The sequence below is a fragment of the Amycolatopsis sp. cmx-4-83 genome (genome assembly GCF_046548815.1).
Lineage (GTDB): Bacteria > Actinomycetota > Actinomycetes > Mycobacteriales > Pseudonocardiaceae > Amycolatopsis > Amycolatopsis pretoriensis_A.
Genome location: NZ_JAEBEF010000002.1, coordinates 468,051 through 492,638 on the forward strand (window position 1 = coordinate 468,051; position 24,588 = coordinate 492,638).

20 protein-coding genes are annotated in these 24,588 nt (G+C 73.2%); 14 read left to right on the forward strand and 6 right to left on the reverse strand.

What is annotated here, in order from left to right; genetic code table 11:
• Nucleotides 1-3: 3 nt before the first annotated feature.
• Entirely contained in the window at nt 4-855 is an 852-nt protein-coding gene (locus tag ACLJQM_RS07255; RefSeq protein ID WP_410630514.1) for an alpha/beta fold hydrolase, read from the forward strand.
• On the opposite strand, the gene ACLJQM_RS07260 is transcribed toward ACLJQM_RS07255, so the two are convergent.
• Together ACLJQM_RS07260 and ACLJQM_RS07265 are read right to left on the reverse strand one after the other, a co-directional pair.
• On the reverse strand, nt 852-1,475 hold the full coding sequence (locus tag ACLJQM_RS07260; protein ID WP_410630515.1) for a TetR/AcrR family transcriptional regulator: 624 nt from the start codon (nt 1,473-1,475) through the stop codon (nt 852-854). The two genes, ACLJQM_RS07255 and ACLJQM_RS07260, sit on opposite strands and share 4 nt — an antisense overlap.
• Nucleotides 1,476-1,483: 8 nt before the next feature.
• Nucleotides 1,484-2,860 (reverse strand): MFS transporter, encoded by a 1,377-nt coding sequence (locus ACLJQM_RS07265; protein ID WP_410630516.1) that lies wholly within the window; start codon nt 2,858-2,860, stop codon nt 1,484-1,486.
• Nucleotides 2,861-2,985: 125 nt separating this feature from the next.
• On the opposite strand from ACLJQM_RS07265, the gene ACLJQM_RS07270 reads away from it, so the two are divergent.
• Complete coding sequence (locus ACLJQM_RS07270; protein ID WP_360783405.1) at nt 2,986-3,840, forward strand: ion transporter; 855 nt, start codon at nt 2,986-2,988, stop codon at nt 3,838-3,840.
• Here ACLJQM_RS07270 and ACLJQM_RS07275 read toward each other — a convergent pair.
• A complete protein-coding gene (locus tag ACLJQM_RS07275; RefSeq protein WP_410630517.1) occupies nt 3,829-4,536 on the reverse strand; it encodes a TioE family transcriptional regulator in 708 nt (235 codons plus the stop codon). The two genes, ACLJQM_RS07270 and ACLJQM_RS07275, sit on opposite strands and share 12 nt — an antisense overlap.
• A gap of 17 nt (nt 4,537-4,553) precedes the next feature.
• Here ACLJQM_RS07275 and ACLJQM_RS07280 point away from each other — a divergent pair, with 17 nt between their 5' ends.
• On the forward strand, nt 4,554-5,519 hold the full coding sequence (locus ACLJQM_RS07280; protein ID WP_410630518.1) for an erythromycin esterase family protein: 966 nt from the start codon (nt 4,554-4,556) through the stop codon (nt 5,517-5,519).
• Nucleotides 5,520-5,573: 54 nt separating this feature from the next.
• On the opposite strand, the gene ACLJQM_RS07285 is transcribed toward ACLJQM_RS07280, so the two are convergent.
• Nucleotides 5,574-7,898 (reverse strand): chitobiase/beta-hexosaminidase C-terminal domain-containing protein, encoded by a 2,325-nt coding sequence (locus tag ACLJQM_RS07285; RefSeq protein WP_410630519.1) that lies wholly within the window; start codon nt 7,896-7,898, stop codon nt 5,574-5,576.
• A 268-nt stretch (nt 7,899-8,166) separates the two neighbouring features.
• On the opposite strand from ACLJQM_RS07285, the gene ACLJQM_RS07290 reads away from it, so the two are divergent.
• On the forward strand, nt 8,167-9,396 hold the full coding sequence (locus ACLJQM_RS07290; RefSeq protein ID WP_410630521.1) for a peptidase S8: 1,230 nt from the start codon (nt 8,167-8,169) through the stop codon (nt 9,394-9,396).
• On the opposite strand, the gene ACLJQM_RS07295 is transcribed toward ACLJQM_RS07290, so the two are convergent.
• A complete protein-coding gene (locus ACLJQM_RS07295) occupies nt 9,385-10,557 on the reverse strand; it encodes a DUF2716 domain-containing protein (RefSeq protein WP_410630522.1) in 1,173 nt (390 codons plus the stop codon). The two genes, ACLJQM_RS07290 and ACLJQM_RS07295, sit on opposite strands and share 12 nt — an antisense overlap.
• A 67-nt stretch (nt 10,558-10,624) precedes the next feature.
• Here ACLJQM_RS07295 and ACLJQM_RS07300 point away from each other — a divergent pair, with 67 nt between their 5' ends.
• From ACLJQM_RS07300 to ACLJQM_RS07310, 3 genes are all read left to right on the forward strand, one after another.
• Nucleotides 10,625-11,248, forward strand: a complete 624-nt coding sequence (locus ACLJQM_RS07300; protein WP_410630523.1) for a hypothetical protein — start codon at nt 10,625-10,627, stop codon at nt 11,246-11,248.
• A gap of 270 nt (nt 11,249-11,518) precedes the next feature.
• Nucleotides 11,519-12,385 (forward strand): sigma-70 family RNA polymerase sigma factor, encoded by an 867-nt coding sequence (locus ACLJQM_RS07305; RefSeq protein ID WP_410630806.1) that lies wholly within the window; start codon nt 11,519-11,521, stop codon nt 12,383-12,385.
• Between the two features lie 273 nt (nt 12,386-12,658).
• Nucleotides 12,659-13,327, forward strand: coding sequence for a hypothetical protein (locus ACLJQM_RS07310; RefSeq protein WP_410630524.1), 669 nt, complete (start codon nt 12,659-12,661; stop codon nt 13,325-13,327).
• Here ACLJQM_RS07310 and ACLJQM_RS07315 read toward each other — a convergent pair.
• Nucleotides 13,252-16,383, reverse strand: coding sequence for a SpvB/TcaC N-terminal domain-containing protein (locus ACLJQM_RS07315; protein ID WP_410630526.1), 3,132 nt, complete (start codon nt 16,381-16,383; stop codon nt 13,252-13,254). The genes ACLJQM_RS07310 and ACLJQM_RS07315 overlap by 76 nt on opposite strands.
• A gap of 183 nt (nt 16,384-16,566) precedes the next feature.
• Between ACLJQM_RS07315 and ACLJQM_RS07320 the strand changes: the two genes are divergently transcribed.
• The 7 genes from ACLJQM_RS07320 to ACLJQM_RS07350 all read left to right on the forward strand — a co-directional run bounded on the left by ACLJQM_RS07320 (nt 16,567) and on the right by ACLJQM_RS07350 (nt 24,459).
• Nucleotides 16,567-18,201, forward strand: coding sequence for a S8/S53 family peptidase (locus tag ACLJQM_RS07320; RefSeq protein WP_360783425.1), 1,635 nt, complete (start codon nt 16,567-16,569; stop codon nt 18,199-18,201).
• Nucleotides 18,198-18,773: an RNA polymerase sigma factor gene (locus ACLJQM_RS07325; RefSeq protein WP_410630527.1), complete on the forward strand. Its 576-nt coding sequence runs from the start codon at nt 18,198-18,200 to the stop codon at nt 18,771-18,773. The genes ACLJQM_RS07320 and ACLJQM_RS07325 overlap by 4 nt, the downstream gene beginning before the upstream one ends.
• Complete coding sequence (locus tag ACLJQM_RS07330) at nt 18,770-19,255, forward strand: hypothetical protein (RefSeq protein ID WP_247017621.1); 486 nt, start codon at nt 18,770-18,772, stop codon at nt 19,253-19,255. Before ACLJQM_RS07325 ends, ACLJQM_RS07330 begins: the two co-directional genes overlap by 4 nt.
• Before the next feature lie 370 nt (nt 19,256-19,625).
• Complete coding sequence (locus ACLJQM_RS07335; RefSeq protein WP_410630528.1) at nt 19,626-22,172, forward strand: CHAT domain-containing protein; 2,547 nt, start codon at nt 19,626-19,628, stop codon at nt 22,170-22,172.
• Nucleotides 22,173-22,303: 131 nt separating this feature from the next.
• Nucleotides 22,304-22,792 (forward strand): DUF4232 domain-containing protein, encoded by a 489-nt coding sequence (locus tag ACLJQM_RS07340; RefSeq protein WP_410630529.1) that lies wholly within the window; start codon nt 22,304-22,306, stop codon nt 22,790-22,792.
• Between the two features lie 20 nt (nt 22,793-22,812).
• Nucleotides 22,813-23,424 carry a DUF4232 domain-containing protein gene (locus tag ACLJQM_RS07345; RefSeq protein WP_410630530.1) on the forward strand — a complete coding sequence of 204 codons (612 nt, stop codon included), beginning with the start codon at nt 22,813-22,815 and terminating at the stop codon, nt 23,422-23,424.
• A gap of 198 nt (nt 23,425-23,622) precedes the next feature.
• A complete protein-coding gene (locus tag ACLJQM_RS07350) occupies nt 23,623-24,459 on the forward strand; it encodes a maleylpyruvate isomerase N-terminal domain-containing protein (protein WP_360783434.1) in 837 nt (278 codons plus the stop codon).
• Nucleotides 24,460-24,588: the final 129 nt, after the last annotated feature.

Here is a 24,588-nt window from a genome sequence, read left to right on the forward strand (position 1 = left end):
CCCATGACGTCGACGCACACGCTGGAAACGCCCGGGGCCGACATCGTCTACGACGTCCACGGCTCGGGCGGACGGCCGCTGCTCATGGTCGGGCAGCCGATGGCCGCCGACGGCTTCGGCTCGCTGGCCTCGCACTTCCCCGACCGCACGGTGGTCACCTACGACCCGCGCGGGATCGGCCGCAGCGTCCGCAAGGACGGCCGCGTCGAGCACGTGCCCGACGTCCAGGCCGGTGACCTCCACGCCGTGATCCAGGCGCTCGGCGCCGGGCCGGTCGACGTGTTCGGCAGCAGCGGGGGTGCGGTCGCCGCGCTCGCGCTGGTGACGGCGCACCCGGACGACGTCGGCACGCTCGTCGCCCACGAGCCGCCGCTGACCGGGATGCTGCCCGACGCGGCCGCGGCCGAGCGGGCCGGGCAGCTGATGCGGGACGCGTACCGGGACGGCGGTTTCGGCGCGGGGATGGCGGCGTTCATGGTGCTGGCGTCGTGGAAGGGCGAGTTCACCGACGACTACTTCGCGCTCCCGCCGGCGGACCCCGCCCAGTTCGGCATGCCCGCCGAGGACGACGGCCGCCGCGACGACCCGCTGCTGTCCGACCGTTCCCTGGCGGTCACGGCTTACCGGCCGGACGTCGACGCGCTGACGGCGGCGCCGACCCGGATCGTCATCGGCGTCGGGGAAGAGTCCATCGAGGAGATGACCGGGCGCGCCGCGCTCGCGACGGCCGCGGCGCTGGGCCGGCAAGCGATCGTCTTTCCCAGTCACCACGGCGGTTTCCTGGGCGGGGAACACGGTTATGCGGGGAAGCCCGAGGCGTTCGCGGCGAAGCTGCGCGAGGTGCTGGCGGGCTAGGCCCCGAGGTGCTCGACCAGCTTCGCGAGCTGGTCGGCGTACCGCCGCACGAATTCGGGGGACGCCGGGTCCGTCCCGGTCAGCCCCTCGGCCACGTGCGGCAGGGTCACCGGGGCCATCGCGGCCGACATCAGCAGGATGGTGAGGCACTCGGGGTCGATCCACTCCGGCAGGCTGCCCGCCTCCTTCAGCGCGGAGATCCGTTCGACCGTCCCGAGCAGGCGCCGGGTGCGGGGTTCGTGGTCGGGATCCGACTCGGCGCCTTCGTACTCCAGCCCGGACCACGCCACCAGCCGCATGCCGTCGCGGCCCGTCGTGCCCTCGAGCGCGTGGCGCCGGACCTGCTCCGCCAAGGGCATGTCCGGCGAGACCAGCTCGCCCTGCCGCTCGGTCCACTGCTCGGACAGCGCGCGGTACAGGCCTTCCTTACCGTCGAAGTAGTACGAGATCAGCTGCTGGTTCACCCCGGCGCGCGTCGCGATCGCCGCGATCCGCGCGCCCGCGTAGCCCTTCGCCGCGAACTCCGCGCCCGCCGCCTGGAGGATCAGGCGGCGGGTGCGTTCCGGATCCCGTTGCCGCTCCTGGGGCTTCGGCGAACGGCGCGGCTTCGAGGCGGTCACGCCCGCGACTATACGTCAACCGGCTGCTTGACTCTGTTCGCCGAAAGGATGAGGGCGAGGACCAGCACGCCGGCGCTGACCGCGAGCGCGCCCGCCGTCGCCGACGCCGATCCGCCGTCGAGCCGGGCGAAGAACACGGTGCCGGACAACGCGATCCCGGTCGCCGTGCCGAGCTGGACGGTGGTGTTGACGACGCCGGACGCCGCGCCCGCTCGTCCGGGCGGGATTTCCGCCATCGACGCGGCGAACAGCGCGTTGAGCACCGCGCCCATCCCGAGCCCGACGGCGATCACCGGCAGCAGCAGGGCCCAGCCGGGCAACGCGGGATCCGTTACCAGGAAGGCGATCGCGACGAGTCCGGCCAGCAGTACGCCCACGGCACCCGCGGTGAAGGCCCGGCCGAGGCGGGGCGCCAGGCGCATCGCGAGGACGTTGCCCGCGACGATGCCGAGCGTCGACGGCGCGAACGTCAACGCCGCTTCCCACGGCGAAAACCCGAGTCCCAGCTGCAGGTGCAGGGTCAGGACGAAGAACACGCCGGTCGCCGTGGTGACGCAGAACAGCACCGCTTGGCCGCCGGCGAGGTGCCGCAGCAGGTCGGGCGGGACCAGCGGTTCGCCGCCGCGGTGGAACTGGAACCGCTGGTGCAGCGCGAAAACCCCGAACAGCGGGACGGCCGCCACGAGCAGCGCGACCGTCCACATCGGCCAGCCCAGCTCGCGGCCCTGCACCAGCGGGTAGAACAGGGCGCACAAGGCCGCGGTCAGCAGCGCGAGGCCCACCGGGTCCATGCGGTGCCGCCGGAAGCCCGGCCGGTCCGCCATCGTGCCCAGCGCGCCGAGCAGCGCGAGGACGCCGATGGGCACGTTGACCAGGAAGATCGCCCGCCAGCCGGTGCCGAACAGGTCCGCTTCGGTCAGCGCGCCGCCCAGCAGCGGCCCGGCGAGCCCGCCGAGCGGGAACGCCGCCGCGTACCAGGTCATCGCCTTCGGCCGCTCCCGCTCGTCGAATTCCGCGTGGACGAACGACAGGACCTGCGGCACCATCAGCCCGGAGCCGACGCCCTGCACCACCCGCGCGGCGATCAGCACACCGGCGTGCCCGGCGAGGCCCGCGACCAGCGAGGCGGCGGTGAACACGAGCATGCCGCCCACGAACACCTTCTTCGTCCCGTGCCGGTCGCCGAGCCGCCCGCCGGTGATCAGCGTGAGCGCGAACCCGAGCGCGTAACCGGCCGAAATCCACTGCAGCGCGGCCTCGCCGGTGCCGAGCTCGCGCCGGATCGTCGGCAGGGCGACCGCCACGATCTGGTTGTCGATCATGTCCACCAGGACGGCGAGCACGGCGACCGCCAGTGCCCACCACCTGAGTGCGTGCTTGTCCACGTCGTCCCCCGTCCGTCTCGGTGGTACCGATAATCAGGTAGACGGACTACTGTGTCAACCGTCTGTTTGATTAGCGACGCGAGTGGTGAAGCGGCTGATCGGGCGGGTGCGTGCCATGATCGGGCATGGCCACCCTTCGCGACGCCCGCGAGCCGGAGCTCAACAGCGGGATCCTGCCCGGGAACGTGCGCGCCGACGACTGGATCATGCTCATCCTCGCCGCCGGGTCGGTCGGGTTGCTGGGGTTCATGGTGCTGAGCCCCCCGGCGCGGGACGCCGGGCTGGTGATCTTCTACGTCGACTGCGGGATCTGCGGGGTGTTCCTCCTCGAATTCCTGTGGCGGTGGCGGAAACGCCGGTGGGCCAAGAAGTTCCTGGTGCGCAACTGGTACGAGCTGTTCGCCATGATCCCGGTCGCGCACCCCGCGATGGTCGCGCACAAATTCGTCACCGTCGTGCTGCTGCTGGTCCGGATCGGACGGGCCGCGGACCGGGCCGTCGGGGAGCAGTTCACCTACCGGCTCGTCGACAAGCTGTCCGAGCCGATCGTGAAGGCCATCAAGAAACCCGTGACCATCGCGGTGCTCGATGAGGTCGTCAAGGTGCTGGAAACCGGGAACTACCCGGAAAACCTCGCCAAGTCGCTCGGCGCCAACAAGGAAGAGCTGCGCGCGATCATCACCGAGAAGATCGCCGCCGACCCGCAGCTCGGGAAGCTCAAGCGGCTGCCGTTCCACGACGAGATCGTGCGCGCGTGCGTCGACACCTCGTTCCGCGTGCTGCTCGAAGTCCTGCTCGACCCGCGGATCGACGACTTCTTCTCCGCCGTCGTGCGCGACAACCGCGAGCAGATCCGCCAAGCCGTGCAGCTCGGGCTCAACGACCTGGACGACGCCGAGAAGGAGCAGTCCCTGCCCGTGCGCACCCAGCACACGGCCGCGCTCGAATACGACCGCCTGCACCCGAAGTCACGGCCGTAGCCGCACGTACTCCCCGAGCCGGGCGGCCGCGTCGAGCATGGCCAGGCCCCGCTGCGTGAGCTTTTCCCGCCAGCCGGCCAAAGCGCGGGCCAGCGAGTCGGTGCCGCCGGCCGTGCGGACCTGCTCGACCACCGTCGCGATGTGCGCCAGCGGGTAGCCGCCGCGGCGCAGGAGGTGGGCCAGTTCGGCGTCGCGGACGTCGGCCGCCCCGAAGACGCGGTAGCCGGTGGCGCGGTTCCGGACCGGGACGAGGATGCCCGCGCGCTCCCACGCCCGCACGGTCGCCGCGGTCACGCCAAGCCGGTGGGCCAGCTCGCCGATGGACCACCCGGTTCCGGCCGGCAGGTCATGGGGGTGCCCCTCCGGCACCAGGTGGCCGACCGCCTGCCGGACCGCGGCGAGGGTTTCGCGGTCGCGCGACAGCAGCGCGTGGCCGCGATCGACGAGCGTCAGGGCCCGGTCGAGGTCGTCGTCGTGGACGGCGTGCATGATCCCGCCCGCCGTCACGTGCCCGTAGGCCCGGACCAGCGCCAGGAACGCCCGCAGCGCGGCCGCGTGCGCCTCCGTGTAAACCCGGTAGCCGCTCTCGGTGCGCGACGCGGGCGGGAGGAAACCGTCCCGCTCGTAGTTGCGGACCGCCTGCGTGGAGAGGCCGTGCTCGCGGGCCAGGTCAGCAGGTCTCAACCGGGTGTTCAAGGATACGATTCAACCACATGGACATCACCGACTGCACGGCCGGCTTGCTCGCGATCGGCGAGCCGACCCACTTCGAACCGGCCTTCGCGCGGATCCGCAACGAGCTGTTCGCGCGGCTCGCCGAGCACGGGTTCCGGTCCATCGCGCTGGAGACCGACCGCGTCGCCGCACTCGACGGCGGGTTCTCCCACGGCTTCGGTGAGCTGGACGCCAACCAGCAGCTGCTCGCCTGGCTGCGCGAGTACAACGAGACCGCCGACGAGCGGCTGACCTGCCACGGCTTCGACGCCCCGACGGAGATGTTCAGCGCGCCCAGCCCGCGCACCTACCTGGAGCACGCACGCGACTACCTCGGCCTGGACGTCGACATCGCGACGCTGACCGGCGACGACGAACGGTGGAGCCGCGCCGAAGCGATCCTCGACCCGGCCGCGTCACCGGGCGCGTCGCCCGAGGCCCGCGAGCTGCGCGTCATCGCGGACGACCTCCTGACGGCCCTCGACGCCCGCGTCGAAACGGCTTCGCGCCGCGCGAGGATCCACGCCGCCGCCGGGCTCGACCTGCTGCGCTACCACGCGGCGTCGGCTCGACCGGGCGATCAGGAGACGAGGATCGCGCGGCTCGCGGGCGCCCGCGCGGTGATCATGGCCCGGAACCTCCTGGACATCCACGCTTCGGAGCCCGGCCGGACCCTGGTGTTCGCGCACAACAGCCACCTGGGGTCCGGGGCGGGCGAGATCGTCGCGTCGCGGCTCGGCGGCCGGTACGCCTTCGTCGCCGGCAGCCTCGGCCACAGCGAAGCCCTCGGCCTCGGCGAGCCGGCCGCGGACACCTACGAAGGCGTGCTGCAACGCGGCACCGACACCTGGCGGCTGACCGCCGAGATCCCGGCCGGGCGCACCCGCGACGACGCCGACCGCCGCTACGCGCCGCTCACCCGGGAACTGCTCGAGCGGGCCGACGCCGTGCTGCACGTCGCCTGAACGCACGGCGGCCCCGCACCCGGGCCGGGATGCGGGGCCGCCGATCACCCGTGCCTACGGGTAGTTCACCACGTTGACCGGCACCGTGCCCGAAGGCGTGACGCCGCCCGCGTCGTTGATCACGTGCGTGATCGTGCCGCGGTAGTTGAGCGAAACCGTCAGCAGGTCGTGGAACCGCACGCCGCTGGTGTTCGGCACCTCGAACGCGTGGTAGCTGGACACCGCCGGGTTCGTGTCGAAGAAGCAGTAACTCCCGAGACCCCAGGCCTCGTGGGAAGTCACGTTCGCCCCGACCTTGTACGCGGCGTACCCGGCGACCCCCGAAGGCGCGTTCCACGACGCCTGGTTCGGGACGTCGTAGGGCATCTCGTTCTGGAAGAAGATCGTCTTCCCGCCCTGGCCGTTCCAGATCACCTGGTACTTCTGGTAGTGCTCGACGAACAGGCCGGTGGCCAGCACGTTCGCGCCGTTCACCACGAGCCCCGTGTCGGCCGTGTTCGTGTTCCAGCCGTACGTGCCCGCGTTGCCGTGGTCGGCGCGCCACGCCCAGATGTGGTCGATGATCGTGTTGGCGCTGTTGACGATCAGGCTGTTCGTCGCCTTGCCGGCGATCGCGCCGCCGATCCGGAAGAACACGTCCTGGACCGTCGTCGGGTTCGAAGCGTGCGACGCCGACGAGCCGGACTGCCCGACCGTGAGCAGCGCCTGCGAGTTCGTGGTGCCCGCGTCGAAGAGCAGGCCCTTGAGCCGCACGCCGTCCACATCGGACACCTGCATCGCGTTGACGCCGTTGTCGGGCACCAGCGTCGGGTAGCCGATGCCGAGGATGGTCGTGTTCGCCTTGGTCACGTTGAGCGTCTGGTTGAGGTGGTAGACGCCCGGCGTGAAGAACAGGTTGCAGCCCGCGGCGAGCGCGTTGTTGATCGACGAGGCCGTGTCACCGGACTTGACGACGTAGAACTGGCTCATCGGCGCCGAAGTGCCGGGCGTGCTGCCGTTCGCCCAGCTCGGGCCGGAAGCGTTGGTGCGCAGGGAAGGCAGGAACACGCGGTACTTGCCGCTGCCGTCGACGTAGAGGTAGGGCACGTCCCGCGAGACCGGGGTCGTGGCCAGCGTGGTCTCCGGCGGGTTCGGGAACGTGTTCGCCGGCGCGCCGCTGGTGCCGGAGAAGACCATGTTCCAGACGCCGCCGGCCCAGCTGCCGAGCTGCGAGTCGCGGGTGTACCACTGCTGCTGCGAAACCGACGCGGCCTGGCCGGCCACCTTGGTGTCGGCGATGTAGCCGCCGCTGGCGAAACCGTAGCTCGCCGGGTACAGCTGCAGCCCGCCGCGGACGTCCATCCGGCGGAACGGCGCGGCCTGCGCGACGGCCCAGCGTTCCTGGCCACCGGACGGGTTGACCGCCATGTTCTCCGCCGAGCGCCAGAAGTTCTGCAGCGCGACGCCGTTGTCGGAGGCGTTGAAGGCGTCGACGGTGACGTCGCCGTTGATCAGGACGTCACCGGGGTTCTGGCCGAGGCCGGCCACCGAGGTGTAGAACCCGACGTTGTCGTGCACGCCCGAGTACGTGCCCGGCTTGAAGAGGTGGGCGACGCGCCGGTCCGCCATCTGCGCGGTCAGCGTATCCTTCTGGTTGTTGAAGTCCGTGTCGAGCTGCGCCTGGATCGTCGCCGCGGACATGCCCGGGTCGAAGATCCGCACGTTCGGCCCGAAGTTCGGGGTGTCGGACTGCGTGGGGCAGCCGGCCTGGGTGCCGATCGTGTAGGTCGCGCTCGACACCGGGGACGTCGTCGAGCCGGACTTGAGCGCGATCGCGTTGACCGTGCGCGAGTTCGGGACGCTGATCGGTCCGCTGTAGAGCGTCGAGGACGCGGTCGGCGTCGAACCGTCCACCGTGTACCGGATGGTCGCGCCGGAGGTGGCGCTGCTGATCGTCACCGTCTGGGCGGCCGAGTACGTGCCGCCGGGCGGGCTGAACGTCGGCGCCGCGACCGTCGTCGAGCTGCCGCCGACGGTGTAGGAGAAGTGCGGGGTGTCGTACTGCGGCCCGCTCTTCTCGTAGGTGAACCAGTAGTCGAGCGTGTTCCCGGTGCTCAGGCCGCTGACGGTGGTCCGCCAGGTGCCGGAGCCGTTGACCATCCGCACGTTCTGCTGGCCGACGCCCGGGACGCCGGTGTAGTGCACGTCCACGTACACCGCGGGGGTCGTCGGGGTGAAGTTGAGCTGCAGCTGCGTCGAACTCAGCTGGGTGACGCTCTGGGTGTAGTCGTCGGCCGCGAGGGCGGCGGGGGCGCTGAGCCCGGCCGCCACCAGCAGTGCCGAGGCGACGAGCGCGAGCCTCGGGCCGCGTCGTCGAAGCTTGTCCAAGGTCCGGTTCACGCCGTGACACCTCCGCCGTTGGGGATCCACGAGGCATTTGTTGCGAGTCACAACAAAGTAGCTCCCGGCTACCGGCACTTTGGTCACGTTTAGGTAACACTTGTCTGGACCAATACGCGAACGGGTGAAGCGGTTCGTAGCCCTTTGCCCGATTGACCGCGCGGTGGGCGAATGGCTGAACCGAGAAACATCCTTCTGCCGGGTGACCTCGGTCGAGTGACATGCGACGATCCCGTGCCACACCTCGTCCCCTACCGAGGAGTAGGCAATGGCGCCTCCACGGTTGCTCCGATCCCTCGTCGTCCTCTCCCTCGTCGCGGCCCCGCTGGTGGTGGCCACCTCGACCGCCGAAGCCGCCCCGCTGCAAAGCGGTGGCGTCGTCGACTTCGGCTGCGCCACCTCGGGCAAGTTCCGCTGCCTCGGCAAGTCGATCCGGTCACCGAAGGGCTCCGGCCCGCTGCTGAATTCGACCCCGGTCGGCTACGGGCCGGCCGAAATCCAGGCCGCGTACAACCTCGGCGGGCTGCACGCGAACGGCAGGACAGTGGCCATTGTGGACGCTCAGGACGCGCCGACGGCCGAAGCCGACTTGGCCAAGTTCCGGTCCGCGCGCGGGCTTTCGCCGTGCACGACGGCCAACGGCTGCTTCAAGAAGGTCAACCAGAACGGCGCGGCGAGTCCGCTGCCCGCGCCCGACTACGGCTGGGCGATGGAGATCAGCCTCGACCTCGACGCGGTGTCGGCGACCTGCCCGGACTGCGACATCCTTCTGGTGGAAGCGAATTCCCCGGACACCGACCCACTGATGACGGCGGTCGACACCGCGGCGGCGACGCCGGGCGTGGTGGCGATCTCCAACAGCTACGGCGGCACCGAGGACTCGACGATCCTCGCCGCGGACGCCCACCTGAACCACCCGGGCATCGCGGTCACGGCGTCCTCGGGCGACTCCGGCTACGGCGTCAGCTGGCCGGCTTCGTCCCCGTACGTCACGGCGGTGGGCGGCACGACCCTGAAGAAGTCCACGACGACCGCCCGCGGCTGGACCGAGACGACGTGGAAGGGCAGCGGCTCGGGGTGTTCCGCGCTGGAGGCGAAACCGGCGTGGCAGCACGACACCGGGTGTGCGAAGAGGACGGTCGCGGACGTCTCGGCGGTGGCGGACCCGGCCACCGGGCTCGGCGTCTACGACACGTACAACAGCTGCGGCAGCTCGTCGTTCTGCGACCTGCTGCTGTCACTGGGCCTCGCCCAGGGCGCCGACGGCTGGATCCAGGTCGGCGGCACGAGCTTGTCGTCCCCGGTGATCGCGAGCGTGTACGCGCTGGCTGGGAACTCCGTGACGTCGGGGTCGTACCCGTACGCGCACACCGACGGGCTGTACGACGTGACGTCGGGCTCCAACGGCAGTTGCGGCGGGACGTACCTGTGCACGGCGGGCACCGGCTACGACGGGCCGACGGGGTTGGGCACGCCGCACGGGACGTCAGGGTTCTGAGCGCCGGAGCGGCTTTCCGAGCGCCGCGGTCAGTTCGGCGTCGATCCGCGTGCGGAGGTCGCCGAACACGCAGATCGTCTCCTCCCACGGGTGCCCGAAGGTGCCCAGGCGGAGATCGCGGGTGAGGTAGCTGTGGTAGTCGCCACCCGGGAAGGCGGAGCCGGGCCGGCGTGGTCCGGCTCCGCCGACCCGGGCGGGGTCGAAGCGGTAACCGGCGTGGTGCCAGTCGAGCCAGTACAGCTCTTCGCCGTCCACAACGGACTCGCGGAGTCCCTTGTAGATGGTGTCGAGGAAGCGGTCGACGGCGGTGTCCCCGGCGTCGCCGACGTACCAGGTCGCCGAGTTCGCCGGTTCGGTGATCCCGGGGAACTCCCTGGTGTCGGGCCGGAACGCGAACCGCTCCCGGAAGCGGGCCCAGATGTCGTCGTGCTCGGGTTCGGAAAACAGGCGACGGACCGGCCGGGTCCGCGCCGGCTCGCCGGGCGAGGGCCGGTGGTAGCGGGTGACGGTGGTGATCTCGCGCAACCCGGCCGCCTCGAAGGCTTCGCGCAGCGCACCCGTGGCTTCGGCGAGCAGGAACCGCGCGTCCGGGCGGTTCCAGGCGTGCCCGGCGAGCGTGCCGGCGAACCCGGGGTCGGTCACGCCGCCCACGACCACGAACTCGCCGGCCGCTTCGAGCCAGGCGGCCCGGTCGCCGTCGAGCAGGACTTCGGCCGCCCGGTCCAGGTGGGCCGAGTCGGCGAGGAACTCCGCGAACGGACGGCGGTGCGGGCCGGTGCCACCGGCCAGCTCGGCGACGAGCTGAAGTGAGAGCCAGTCGGCCTTGACACCGGGGATCGGGGCGGTGTCCGTCCCGATCGGACGGACGAGGACCGCGCGTTCCGGCTCCGCGGTGAACCCCGCCGCGCGCAGCAACTCGGGCAGCGCGTCGCCGTCGTGGCGGTACACCGGCCACACCACCGGCTCGTTCCGGCGGGCGAAGGCCTCGACCTGGCGGGCGACCAGCGCGCCGAGGCCGTCGTCCGGGAGCGGGCCGTGGTCCACCTCGCCGTGGGTGCCGTAGTGGGTGCGCACGACCGCGCCGTCGCGCTCGATCACCGCACCGACCGGTGGGAGCGTGGGCACGCGGCCGCGCAGCTGGGCGTCGAACGAGGTCAGCACACTGTCCATTGTCCACGGACGGGTGACCTTTGCGTGCGGGGTCCCGGTGCGGGGTAAGGATGACTGCATGCTGGACACCGAGCTGCTGTCGCGAGCGCCGTCGAGGGCGCTCGACGTTCTCACCCCGCTCGGGGACGTGCGGTTCGCCGTCCGCGTGGGTGGCTGGGACGTGCCGGCCAGACCGGAGCTGACCTGGGGCCTCGGGTCCGGTGCGCGGCTGTGCCGGTGGCGGCACCGGTCCGTGCGGCTCGACGTGCTTTCCGGGACCACCCGGCCCGAGCAGCCCGGCGTCACCCGCGAAGCCGTCATCTTCCGCGTGCTGGCCCGGGAAGCGCTCAGCGAGTTCGTCGTCCAGGCCGAGCTCGCCGATCCGCCACCGGACGCTGCCGGTGCTGAAGGCGCTTTCACCGTCGGGACCGCCGACGCCGTGGTGAGCGTCGGCGGCCCCGACGTCGAGGCGCTGCGCCGTTGTTCCCTCGAGGGGCGGCACGTGCCGCCGTACTGGTCGGGGCGGCTGGCCGCCGACGCCGTCGAGCTCGACGGGGCGCGGCTCACCTGGCAGCTGCCCGGTGTCGAGCGCGGGGACTACGCCGAGCTGTGGGCGTCCGTCGCCTGGAGCGATGCGGACGGGGACCCGGGCCGCGCCGTCGAGATCGATCCGGCCCGGGTGCTGCGCGAGCTGACCCGGTGACACCCGGTCCGGATCCGGTGCCCCGGCCCGGTCGTTGCCGATCCGGATCGCGGTGGCGCCCGCGGTCGGCGTCACCGGGGCCGAAGTGGTGTACGGGGTGCTGTTCCCCGCGTCGCTGAGCGGATCACCGGACGTGTCACATCTTCGGGGCGCGGTACGTCAAGGTGGTGACGCACGCGAAAGGACCGCCCCGTGAACGACGATGCAGTGCCATCCGGGGCTTCGCCCCGAGCCGGGGGCTTCGCCACCCGGACCCCCGCGAAGACGGATTTGGCTCGGAGCTTCGAGACCCACCGCGACCACCTGCGGGCCGTCGCCTACCGGATGCTGGGCTCGCTGAGCGAAGCCGATGACGCCGTCCAGGAGTCGTGGCTGCGGTTGAGCCGGAGCGACAGCGCCGCCGTCGAGAACCTGGGCGGCTGGCTGACCACGGTCGTCGGCCGCGTCTGCCTCGACATGCTGCGTTCGCGCAAGGCGCGGCGCGAGGAGCCGTGGGACGCGCTGGTGCCGGACCCGATCGTCAGCCGCGACGACGCCGGCCCCGAGCACGAGGTGCTGATGGCGGACTCGGTCGGGCTGGCGCTGCTGGTCGTGCTGGACACGCTCACCCCGGGCGAGCGGCTGGCGTTCGTGCTGCGGGACATGTTCGCGATGCCGTTCGAGGAGATCGCCCCGATCGTCGGCCGGTCCGAAGCGGCGACCCGGCAGCTCGCCAGCCGCGCCCGCCGCCGGGTGCAGGGCGCGCCGGTGGCGCCGGACCCGGACCTGGCCCGCCAGCGCGAAGTGGTCGACGCCTTCCTGACCGCGGCCCGCGGCGGCGACTTCGACGCGCTGGTCTCGGTCCTGGACCCGGAGGTCGTCCTGCGCGCCGACCGCGGCGCGGCCCACGGCGGTTCGGACGAGGTCCGCGGCGCGGCGGCGGTGGCCAACCAGGCCCTGACGTTCTCCCGCCTCGGCACAGGCGGCGGCGTGGTCCGCCGGGCTTTGGTCAACGGCGCGGCGGGCGTGGTGGCAACCCGCGACGGACGGCCGTTCTCGGTGCTCGGCTTCACGGTGGCCGGCGGGCGGATCGTGGAGATCGACATCCTGGCGGACCCCGAGCGGCTGGAGCGCTTGGATCTGGCGGTGCTGGACTGACGGTGGTGTGTTGAATGAGTCGTTCAGGTCTTCGGAGGTCCTGAACGACTCATTCGAGACCCTTGGGCGAGCGGGTGCGGTCGGGTGCCGATGGGGGCCGCCTCTTGCTGAGATGCCGATGGCCGCCGGGGCACAGGGCCGCTGGGGCACCGCCGCCGCCCGCGCTGCCGCTGCGCCGCCCGCACTGCTGCTGTCTGTCGCGCAGCCGCTGCACCACTGCCGCCGCCCGCGCTGCTGCGGCGCCGCGCGGCGCCGCCACCGCTGCCCGCGCTGGTGTCGCGCCGCCGCTGCTGCCGCGCCGCCCGCGCCGCCGCTGCCGCACCGTTGCGCAGCTGCCGCGCAGCGGCGGCTGCCCGCGCGCAGCCGCCGCCGCCGCTGCCGCCCGCGCCGCTGCCGCCCGCGCCGCTGCCGCCCGCGCAGCTGCTGCTGCCGCCACCGCTGCCCGCACCGCTGCCGCGCAGCCGCACCGCTGCCGCGCAGCCGCGCCGCCGCTGGGCCGCCGCCGCTGCAGCTGCGCTGCCGCTGCGCCGCCGGCGTGCCGCTGCGCTGCCCGCGCCGCTGCTGCGCAGCCGCACCGCTGCGCTCGCGCTGCTGCCGCGGCGGCGCCGCGCCGCCACCGCCACATCCGCGCTGCCGCCGCGCGCTGCCGCTGCGGCCGCACCGCTGCCGCGCCACCGCCGCTGCCGCGCCGCTGCCCGCGCGCCGCTGCCGCGCCGCTGCCCGCGCGCCGCTGCCGCGCCGCTGCCCGCGCGCCGCTGCCGCGCCGCTGCCCGCGCGCCGCTGCCGCGCTGCTGCGCCGCCGCGCGCTGCCGCGCCGCCGCGCGCTGCTGCTGCGCCACCGCCGCCGCGCTCTGCCCGCGCCCCGGTCACAGGTCCGTGACCACCGCGCCGTTCTCGTCGGTCACCAGCGCCACCCCGGCTGCGCCGTCGAAGTGGAGGTAGCGGTGCCTGCCGTTCGCGTGGCGGCGGACCGCGCCCGCCACCACCGCCACCAGCTCGCCGTCCTCGATGGCGTACAGCTCGTCCGGGGTCAGGACTTCGTGGATGCGTGTGCCGTCCGTGACCAGGGTTCGGACGCGGCGGCCCGTGTGGTCGTAGCCGTACAGGGCGTTGACGCCGTCGTCGCCGTGGACGCCTCGGAGGTGGTCGAACGCGTCGCGGATTTCCGTGCCGCACAACGGTTGCGGGTCCGGGGCCGGGCCGAGTTCGCGGGTCCAGGCGGCGCCCGGGCCGCTCACCGCGTGGCTGGTGCCGGTCCACACCTCGCTCACGCCGTTCGCGTAGTGGACCGCCGTGCGGTGGCCGCGCAGGTCGTAGTGCACCGCGTCGACGAAGCCGGGCACGCTCACCAGCCTGCCGACCTCGTCGTACTGGTGGTGGACCGTCAGCCGGCCGTCGCCGGCGTCCGGGTAGACCACCTTCGCCGGGCGGCCGTCGGCGCGGCGCGTCACGTCGAGGCGGTACTCGACGGCGACGTGCGCGGGCCGCCAGCGCTTCTCGGCCGGGTTGCCGAGTGCGTCGTAGCCGAACAGCGTCACGCCCGACTCGTCGGCCACGCGCACCAGCCGCCCGCAGCTGTGCGGGCCGGCGCCGAGCGGGACCGGGAGCCCGCCGTCGTGGTGGGTGAACGTGATGAGCGGGGTGCCGTGCGGGTCGTCGACCAGCACCGCCGCCGGCCGGCCGGCGGCGTCGTGGACGCGGAACACCGTGTGGCCGTCCGGTGTCCGCGTTTCCACCGGGTTGCCCGCCGCGTCCCGTACCAGCACGACGCCGTCGTCGCTCCGCAGTTCCCGCCCGAGCAGGTCGCGAAGGCCACCTTCAAGTTCCTCGCGGGGGCCTTCACGACCGGCGAGCGGGCGGCCGAGCGCGTCGTAGCGGAACTGCTCCGGCGGGGGCGGGCGGTCGCCGTCGCGGAAGGACCGGCTCGTCCGGCGCAGGAACCCGCGCGCGCAGTACTCGTGGCGCTCGTCGACGACGTCGCCGAGCAGTTCGGCGTGCCGCCGCTCCAGCAGCCGGCCGGCGCCGTCGCGCACCTCGGTCGTCAGCAGCACCTCCGCCTCGCCGGACACCGCGCGCTGCTCGGTCGTGACCCGCGCCGGGCCGCGGAGGTCGTAGCGGTACCGGATGGTCGGCAGCTCCGCCGAATCACCCGGCCGGACGACGGTTTCGGGGCGCCCCAACGGGTCGTGGGTCACCGTGGTCACCGCGCCCGCCGGGTCGACGAGCTCGCGCACCCGCGCGGTCCGGACGTCGTGGCGCGTGATCGTCACGTTCCCGAGCGGATCCGTGGCCACCTCGGGGAAGCAGCGGTCAGCCGAATACCGCACTTCGCCGGTGTGCCCGAGCGGGTCGGTCGTGGCGGTGCGCAGCCCGGTGACGGTGTCGAGCCGCCCGTGGAACGTCGTGATCCACCAGCCGTCCTCGCCCGGACGGCGGTGGTAGCCGTGGTGGCGCAGGTCCGGCGGCACCGGGCCGTAGACGTCGGCGACGAGCGCGTCGGTGAGCACCAGCTCCTCCCGCGCGGTGCACAGCCCGTGCGCGCCGGCCCGGCCGTCGGGGTTCTCGTCGTAGCGGAACAGCCGGTCGGACAGCACCTTCCCGCTAGCGTCCACGGTGCGGACCCGCGCGGGCAGCGCCGCGAAGCGGCCGTCGGGGTCGGTCGCGTACGTCGTGCGGGTGTCGCGCACGACGGGCCCCCGGCCGGCCCGTTCGACCGTTTCGACCACCCGGGCCGGGTTCCCGGCGGCGTCGAGGTCGGTCTCGGTCGTGGTGACCGAAACCGGGTCCGGCCGCCGCTCGAACTCGCTCACGACCGAACGCGTCCACTGTGGACGGCGCAGGTGCACCACCCGGCGGTACGGCCGGTCCTGCTCGGGGGAGCCGTCGAGGCCGTAGGTCTCTTCCTTGGCCAGCCGGCCGTCGTCGCCGAACCAGCGCACGGTCCGCAGCGTGGGCGCGTGCTCGTCGCCGAGCTCGTCCTGGACGACCCGGCCGAACACCGGCAGCCGGCTGTCGTGGTAGTCGAACTCGGTCACGCCCACGTGACCGGTGGCCGTTTCGCGGCGGGAAACGCGCCGGACCACCGGGATCGTTTCCACCGTCGTGTACTCGATTTCGGTGCGCAGCCCGATGCCGTTGTCGATCTCGCTGAGCCGGCCGGTGCGGGGAAGGTCCTCGAACGAGAAGTACGGCACGGTGTCGTCGGCGTCGAGCAGCGAAACGCCGCCGCCGGAGCGGGCCTTCGCGGCGAGCTGGACCCGGTGCGGCACCGGGGTTTCCACCTGGGCGTAGGCCAGCCGCAGCACCGGGGCGGCGGCTTCGGCGCCCCGCGCGTCGAACCCGGTCAGCGCCACCGACGTCAGCAGCGAAGCGCCGGTGACGTCGTCGGGGTCGTAGCCGAGGGTCCACCGCCGGACGAGCGGCCGCGGGTCGGTGGGCACCCGCAGGTCGATCCGCGCGCAGCGCAGCGCCGTCGTGACGAGGGTGCCGCCGCGGCCCCAGCGCAGCACGTCCGGCCGCGGCTCGTAGGCGAAGTCCACTTCGTACGGTCCGTAGCCGACGCGGGCGAGGTAGGCCTGGCCGCTGTGGTGGGCCCAGCCGAACGTCGCCGTCGTGCCCAGCGCGTCCTCGGTCCGGTCGAGGTACCAGCCGTCGCCGCCGGCCGGGCCGAGGAAGTGCCGGGTGCCCGACCGGGTGGTCAGCACGAAGCCGTCGCCCTGGCGGGTGAGCCGGCCCGCCGTCCCGGACCGCGCGTGGCCGTCGGTCTTGCGCACGTGCGGCAGCGGCAGCGCGAACCCGCCGCCGAACGGGCCGTTGGGCGCGCCGGTCGTGTAGCGCAGCGCCAGCGCCGGGGCGCTGCCGCCGGGACCGGGCGGCAGGTCGAGCGGCACCGCGAACCGCCCGCCGCCGGTGGCCGGGTCCGGGGTGAACGTCCCGCCCCCACCCCGGACCGGTGCCGGCGCGGTCGCCTCCCGCGTGCTCGACCGGAGCACAACCATGGTGATCTCCCCGCATGGATCCGTGACTTCCGGAGGGCCAAGTGGGTGAGCCGGGCGCGCCAGATACGTCGTCACCCGTTTGCCATCGTCGTTACCCATTCGAGATCTCCGTGTCGTATCCCAGTGGCGGCCCACGGGTCTTTCCCGGGTGCCATCAGTGATCAATGGCGGAGGGTGGACCCGATGGTCGTCAAGTTCGTCCGGGACGAGGGCGCGGAAGTTGCGGCGGAGGACGCGAGCACGCTGAACGAGCTCCCGACCCCGCCGAGGCAGTTGCTCGACCGGCACGGCGCACGCGTGCTGGACCCGGCGACCGCGGTCGTCGCCGCCGGGCAGCCGGTGCCGCGCACGACGGTGTACCGGCCCGGCACGTTCCTCCTGCCCAACCGGTACCTGCGCGACCCGGAGGCGCTGGCCGCGATCAACCGCGTGCTCGCGCGCATCGGCATCTACGCGACCCCGGCCGACGGCGGCGGTGACGACCAGGGGTACGGCCGCGTCCGGGAGCTCGCCGACGTGCCCGTCCGCGCGCTGCTGCGGGTCCGCGAGGACTCCGACCCGGTCGTCGTCGACTGCTGGAAGGCGCTGCAGCTGCTGCGGGCCGCGGCTTCGGGCGAGAAGCCCGAAATCGACCCCGAAATCGTCAAGGAGATGTCCGTCGAGCACCTGCTCTTCACGTCGCCGGTGTTCGGCGGGGTGCCGTGGGAGACCAGTGGCCTCGGCGGCACGCCCTGGGAGACCAGCGGGTTCGGCGCGGGCAGCTCGTACGGGCGCACCCACGGCGCGAACCGGATCCCGGTGACGCTGGCCGCCGAACCGCCGTACCGCAGCCGCAAGCCCGCGCACCGGCGGCCGGTGATCGCCGTGCTCGACACCGGCATCGGCCCGCACCCGTGGTTCGGGCTGGCCGACCGCTCCGGCCCGCCGTCCCCCGGCTCCGGGCTCGCCGTCGCACCCGACATCCAGGCCGCGATCCTGCAGGCCGAGGTCGACTCCGGGAGCACCCTGCCGACCCAGCTGCTCGCCGACCACTGGGACGCGCCGACGACCGGCCAGCCGCTGATCGGCGACATCGACACCGACACCGGGCACGGCCTGTTCATCGCCGGCATCATCCGGCAGGCCTGCCCCGAAGCCGACACGCTCGCGATCCGCGTCGTGCACAGCGACGGCGTCGCGTACGAGGGCGACGTGCTGCTCGCGCTGCACCTGCTCGCCGACCGCGTCCGGAACGCGCAGGCGGACAACCGGCCCGAGGACCTGGTCGACATCGTCTCGATCTCGATGGGCTACTACGTCGAGGACCCGGCGGACGTCGCGTTCACCGGCCAGTTCGGCTCGGTCATCGCCGAGCTGCTCGGGCTCGGCGTGCTGGTCGTCGCGGCCGCGGGCAACGACGCCACGACCCGCCGCTTCTACCCGGCCGCCTTCGCCGACCAGCCGCTCGGGCCCGGCTGCGGCCCGCAGGTGATCAGCGTCGGCGCGCTCAACCCCGACGTCACCACCAGCAAGGCGCTGTTCTCGAACGAAGGCCCGTGGGTGCGCTGCTGGGCGACCGGCGCCGGCGTCGTCAGCACCTACCCGACCGACGTCCGCGGCACCGCGGCTGCCGACCACCAGGTGCCCGAGCTCGGCCGCAACTCCTTCGACCCCGACGACTACAGCGCCGGCTTCGCGGTCTGGGACGGCACGTCGTTCGCCGCGCCGCTCGCCGCCGCCGAGATCGGCAAGGCCCTGCTGCACCACGCCGGGGACCTGGCCACGGTCGACCGCGAAACGGTCGTCAAGCGGGCCTGGTCCGCGCTGGGTTCGCTGTGAACGTGGCCAAAACGGACCACAGCCGGGTGGCGGCACTGTTCGACGCCGCGCGGGAGGGCGACCGCGCGGCGCTGGACGAACTGGTTTCCCTGCTCACGCCCCTGCTCTGGCAGGTGGCGCGCGATCAGGGGTTGGACGCCGACCAGGCGGGTGACGTCGTGCAGACGACGTGGCTGCGCCTGCTCGGCTCGTTCACGGAGATCCGCTCGCCGGTCGCGCTGACCGGCTGGCTGATCACCGTGACCAAACGGGAGGCCTGGCGGACTGGGGAAAAGCGCCAGGTCGAACGGCCGCTTCCGGAGCTGCCGGAGCGGCTGACCGAAGCGGCACCGGCACCCGAGGAGGGGGTGCTGCGTGAAGACCAGCGCGTGCGGCTTTGGCGCGCGGTCGACAACCTGCCCGAACGCTGCCGCAGCCTGCTGCGGATCGTGGCGTTCGTGCACCGGCCGGACTACGCCGAAGTCGGCGCCCGGCTGGGAATGCCGAGGGGGAGTATCGGCCCGACCAGGGGACGTTGCCTCGCGCGCCTGCGCGAGCAGCTACTCGCCAACGGCGAAGGAGATTGGCTGTGACCACCGTCGAACCACCAGGCGCGAACGAGCCGTTGGACGAGCTCGACTTCCGGCTCCTCGCCGGCGTGCGCGAGCTGTGGGAAGACGCCGACCCGATGCCCGCCACGCTGGTGGAGCAGATCCGCTTCGCCATCGCGCTGGAGGACGTCGACCTGGAAGTGATGCGCATCCGCGAGCAGGAGGGCTTCGCCGTCACGCGAAGCGCCGCCGAGCAGGGGCGGCTCATCACTTTCGACAGCGAGAGCCTGACGATCATGGTGAACGTGAGTCCCGAAGCGGCGGGCACGATCCGCTTGGACGGGTGGCTGACCCCGCCCGCCGAGCACCCGATCGAGGTCCGCACGGCGAACGGCCCCTTGACGACCACGTCGGACGCCGAGGGGCGCTTCGCGGTCAACGGGGTGCCGCACGGGATGGTGCAGGTGCTGGTGCGCACGCTCGGCAGGTCGAGGACGGTGAGCACGCCGGCCATCGAACTCTGAGCCCCGCCCGCCCCGCCCGCCCGTCCGCCCGCCCGCCGGACGTCATGAACGGGTCGTTCACCGCGTCTGGCGTCATGAACGACTCGTTCATGACGTCAGGGCGGGGGGTCGGCCGGTGTCGTCGAGGAGCCTGGCGTCGCTCGGTCCGACCTGCCCCGTCCCGCGCCCCGCCCGCCGGAGGTCATGAACGGGTCGTTCACCGCGCCGGACGTCATGAACGACTCGTTCATGTCATCCGCGGCCCGGATACCGCGCTGTGACGTGAAAATCTGCCCTCCCGGCGAGAACTCCCGGATCGCCCGGGGCCGGAGGTACGATCCGGGGCGTCCTTCTCGGCCGAGGGGGACCGCCCCGGCCGGAAGGGCAGCCCGTGGTCGCGTCGCCGAAGGCGGAAGACCGGGTGCGCGACCTGCATCGGCGTGCGGTCGCGGCGACCAACAACGGCCAGCCCGTGGTCGGTGGGCGCCTGATCCGTTCCGCCGCACGGCTTCTGGGGCTGCCCGCGACCGCGCCGCCGCCCGGGTGGCCGGCCTGGCCCGACCTCGCCACGCGCGTGCTCGGCACGTACGCGGCCGTCGAAACCGCGCTGGGCAACAGCGCGCGCGGCCTCGCCCTGCTCGACGAGGCCGACGTCCTCGTCTCCGACGCCGGGCGCGGGATCCTGCGGCAGCAACGCGGTCTGGTGTTCATCCTCATCGGACGGATGGACGAGGCCCTCACCTGCTTCGACGAGGCGATCCCGCTGCTGCGGCAGGCCGGCGAGTTCGTCGTGCTCGCGCGGACCCTCCTCAACCGCGCGATGCTGCACCAGTACGCCGGCCGCGTGCGGCTCGCGCTCGCCGACCTCGACCAGTGCGAGCAGATCGGCGCCGGCCAGCCCGAAGAAGAAGGCCTGGCCAGGATCTTCGCGAAGGCCGCGCACGGCCGCGGGCAGGCGCGGGTGCTGACCGGCGACATCCCGGGCGCGCTGCGCGACTTCGACGCGGCGAGCGGGTTCTACGCCGAGCAGAGCGTCGGGATGCTGCCCGTGCTGGCCGTCGACAAGGCGCGGGCGCTGCTCGCCGCCGGGCTGCCGCAGGAGGCCGCCGCCGAACTGGACGCCGCGCTCGAGCAGTTCCCGCGGCTGCGGATGAACCAGGAGCACGCCGAAGCCGAGCTCACGCGCGCGTTGGCCGCGCTCGCGAGCGGCGACCCGGCGACCGCGCGCAGCTGGGCCGGGCGCGCGGAACGGCGGTTTCGCCGCCGGGGCAACGAAACCTGGGCCGCGGTCGCGCAGCTGACCGTGCTGCGCGCGGACTTCGCGGCCGGACGGCGGATCGCCCGCGTCGCCGCGGAAGCGACCGCGCTGGCCGGCCGGCTCACCGGGCTGGGCCTGCGCAACGACGCCGAAATCGCGGCGCTGCTGGCCGCGCGGGCGCGGATCGCGCTCGGCGACCTCGACGGCGCCCGCGCCGGCATCGCACCCCGCGACCGCCGGACCGCGCCGCTGGAGAACCGCCTCGTCCGGCGGCTCGCGCTGGCCGAGCTCGGCGCCGCGACCGGCCACCGGCGCGTGACGTTCGCGAACGCGCGGGCCGGGCTTGCCCAGCTGCAGCGGCACCGCAGCCGGTTCGGCAGCGTCGACCTGCAGACCGCGACGACGTCGCTGGGCAAGGAACTCGCCGACGCCGGTCTCGCCGCCGCGCTCGCCCAGCGGTCGCCGGGGGTGGTGTTCCGGTGGCTCGACCGTTCGCGCGCGCAGGCGTTCCGGTTCCGGCCGGTGCGCCCGCCCGCGCACCCCGAGACCGTCGACGCCGTCGCCGAGCTGCGGTACCTCTCGATGCAGATCCGCGCGGGCGAGCTGTCCGGGAAGCCGGACGCGCAGGCCGTGAAGCGCTGCGCCGCGCTGGAACGCGAAATCCGCGCCAAGGGCTGGCAGGCCGAGGGCACCGACGTGGACCACCCCGAGGCGAAGCTGCGCGAGATCGGCGACGAGCTGGCCGCCACCGGCAGCGCGATGGTCTGCTTCCTCGCCGACCACGGTTCGCTGTGCGCGCAGGTGATCGCCGACCACCGGGTCGCGCTGGTCGAGCTCGGCCCGGCCTCGGCCGTCGCGGAGCCGGTCGCGCGGCTGCACAGCGACCTCGACGCGTTGTGCGGGCGCCAGCTCCCGCCGCAGCTGGACCGGGTCATCCGCCGGTCGGTGCGGACGCAGGTCACCGCGCTGGACGCGATCCTGCTGGCGCCGCTGGCCGCCCGGCTCGGCGACCTCGACGTCGTAGTCGTGCCGACCGGCGCGCTGTCGGCGATCCCGTGGGGGCTGCTGCCGACGGTGCGCGGCCGGCCGGTGACGGTGACGCCGTCGTCGTCGGCCTGGCTCGACGCGGGCCGCCGTCCGCGCCGTGCGGGTGGGGCGCCGCTGCTGGTCGCGGGCTCGGACCTGACCCACGCGGACACCGAGATCTCGTCGCTGGCGCCGCTGTACCCGGAGGCGGAGGTGCTGACCGGCCCGGACGCGACGGTCGCGGCGACGCTCAAGGCGTTCGACGGCTGCCGGCTCGCCCACTTCGCCGCGCACGGCCACCACGAGCAGGAGAACGTGCTGTTCTCCCGGCTCAACCTCGCCGACGGGCCGCTGATGGCCTACGACGTCCAGCAGCTCGCGACGGCGCCGGAGCAGGTGGTGCTGTCGTCGTGTGACGTCGGCCAGACCGTGGTCCGCGCGGGTGACGAGGTCCTCGGCTTCACGGCGGCGCTGCTCTACGGCGGCAGCCGCACGGTGGTCTCGAGCGTGGCGCGGGTCGACGACCGGACCGCGGGTGGGGTGATGCTGGCGTTCCACCGCGCACTGGCGGCCGGGACACCGCCGGCGCGGGCGCTGGCGGACGCGGCCACGGCCGAACCGCTGATGCCGTTCGTCTGCTTCGGTCGCAGCTGACTCCCTTTCCGACGTCTGGTGATCTTGAAGGTTGCTTTCGGGTGATCGATCGCATCGCGGCGCATCCCCGAGGGGCCGGTGGGCATCTTTCCCAGTGAGTCCAGTCGAGCACGGAACAAGGGAGGATGACCATGAAGCGAGCTGGTACCGCGCTGATCGTCGGGGGTCTGGCGGCCGGTGGGCTGCTCCTGGCCGGCGGGGCGGCGAACGCCATGCCGAGCGACCACCCCTGCGGCGCCTCGGACGTCCACGTGACCGTGGCCCCGGACCCGTCGAACGCGGCCGGGCACGAGGCTTACGTGCTCACCTATACGGCGGCGTCGCCGACCACGAACTGCAAGCTCGAGGGCGCGCCGACCGCGGTGGGCTTCCTCGCCGGCGGGCAGCGGCTGCCGATCGCGGTGACGACGGACGCCTCCGAGGCGGTCCCGGTGAACCTGCGCGACGGGCACCCGGCGGTGTCCCGGATCGTCCAGCGCTCGGCCGCGGCGCCTGCGGCCGCCGAGTTCGTCACGTTCGACCTGCCGACCGGGCCGTACGGCCAGCCGGTGAGCGTCGCGTGGCCGGCGGGGGCGCCGGTGAAGGGCGAGACCGTCCAGGTCACGCCGGTCGGCAACTGACGTCCGGGAGGGGATTTCCGATGAAGCGCATCTTGCTGGGGATCGGCGCGGCGGCGGGGGCCTTCGTGCTGGCGGCGTGCGGGACGTCCACGGCGGCCCCGGCGCCCGCGGCAGGCTCCGGTTCCGGGTCCGGCTCCGCGAACGGCGCGGCGGCGGCTCCGGCGGGCGGCGGGGTGGCCGCGGCGTCGACCGCGACGCCCCGGTGCACCACGGCCGACCTGGAGGTCCTGCTGGGCAAGCCGGCCGAGAAGAACGACGCGCCGGGCCAGTACGACATCCCGCTGACCTACCGGAACACGACGAACCACACGTGCGGCCTGTACGGCGTCCCGGGCGTCGACCTGGCCGGCCCGGACGACCCGGCGTTCGGCCCGGTGTACCACCTGACGCGCGTCGACAACGGCGTGAAGTACAACGAGGTCACCCCGGGGACGACGGCGTCGGCGACGATCACGGTGGTGAAGCCGGCGGACGGCGAGCCGACGTGGACGCCGTCGAGGCTGAACACGATTCCGCCCGGGTCGACGAAGGCGCTGACCGCGGACTGGCCGGCCGACCTTCCGGTCCTCCGCCAGGACGCGGCGACCCACCCGGGTTCGTACGTGAACGGCATCCTGGCCGACCCGGCCTGACGGCCGTCTCGTCACTCGATCGGGTGATGCCTGGAGCCGCGCGTCATTCCTGGCGTGCGGCTCCCTCTTCCTCACTGCGGCGGTAACCGGCCGGCACGCCCCCCGACTGGCCGGTTACCGCTGCGAGTCTCCTACTCACAGTGGAACCGCACCCTCGGAGACCCGGGACGACCGCGCGGCGGCTTACCTTCGGAAGCTGTGACGGTCGAACAGTGGGAGTCGGTGCGCGCAGCCCTGCCGGACGTCGGCGGCCGGTTCGCGGATCTGGTGGCGAGCGTGCCGGACGCGCACGCGAACTCGCTCGGCGAGTGGTCGATCGCCGAAACGGCGTCGCACGTCGGCATGATCGCCCTGATGTACACGGCGATGATCCGCGGCGACGGCGGCCCGCTCCCGTTGCCGGGCCTCGAAGACCCGATCGATTCGGCGAGCATCGACACGATCGGCCGGATGAACGAGCTCGCCCTGGAGCTCTACCCGGAACGCGACCCGGCCCGCCTGGCCGAGCGGCTGCGCGCGGACATCGCCGAGGTCCTGCTGGTCAGCGCGGACCTCGACCCGGAGAAGCCGGTCTGGTGGCTGGGTGGTTCGCGCGTCCCGGTGGCGGGCGTCCTCGCGCACCTGGTCAACGAGATGCTCCTGCACGGCCTCGACATCGCCCGCGCCCTCCGGCGGCCGTGGCCGATCCCGGCGCGGTACGAGGCGATGTTCCTGGAACTGTTCCTGTTCGGCATGGTCCGCAACGACATGGGCAGCCTGCTCGACGACGCGACGCCGTCCGCGCGCCGCATCGCGGTCGAATTCCGGTCGGCGTACACGGAGCCGGGCGTACTGGCGCTGCAGCACGGGAAGCTGCGCTTCGAGGAACCGGACGGAACAGCGGACGTCCGCCTGCGCTTCGACCCGGCGGTGCTGGTCCCGATGATGTTCGGCCGGATTTCCCGGCCCAGAGCGGTCTTGACGGGCGGCGTCCGGATCGGCGGGCGGCGGCCGTGGCTGCTCCCGGCGTTCCTGCGGACGGTGCGGATGCCTTAGCGGAGCACGTCGAAGGTCAGGTGGGTGGCGTTCGGCGTCTCGGCCACCGCGGTGCGCTTCAGCCGGACGTGGTCGCCGGGTGGGCCCATGCGTCGTGCCGATTCGCACGTCTTCCGGCCGAGCACGAAC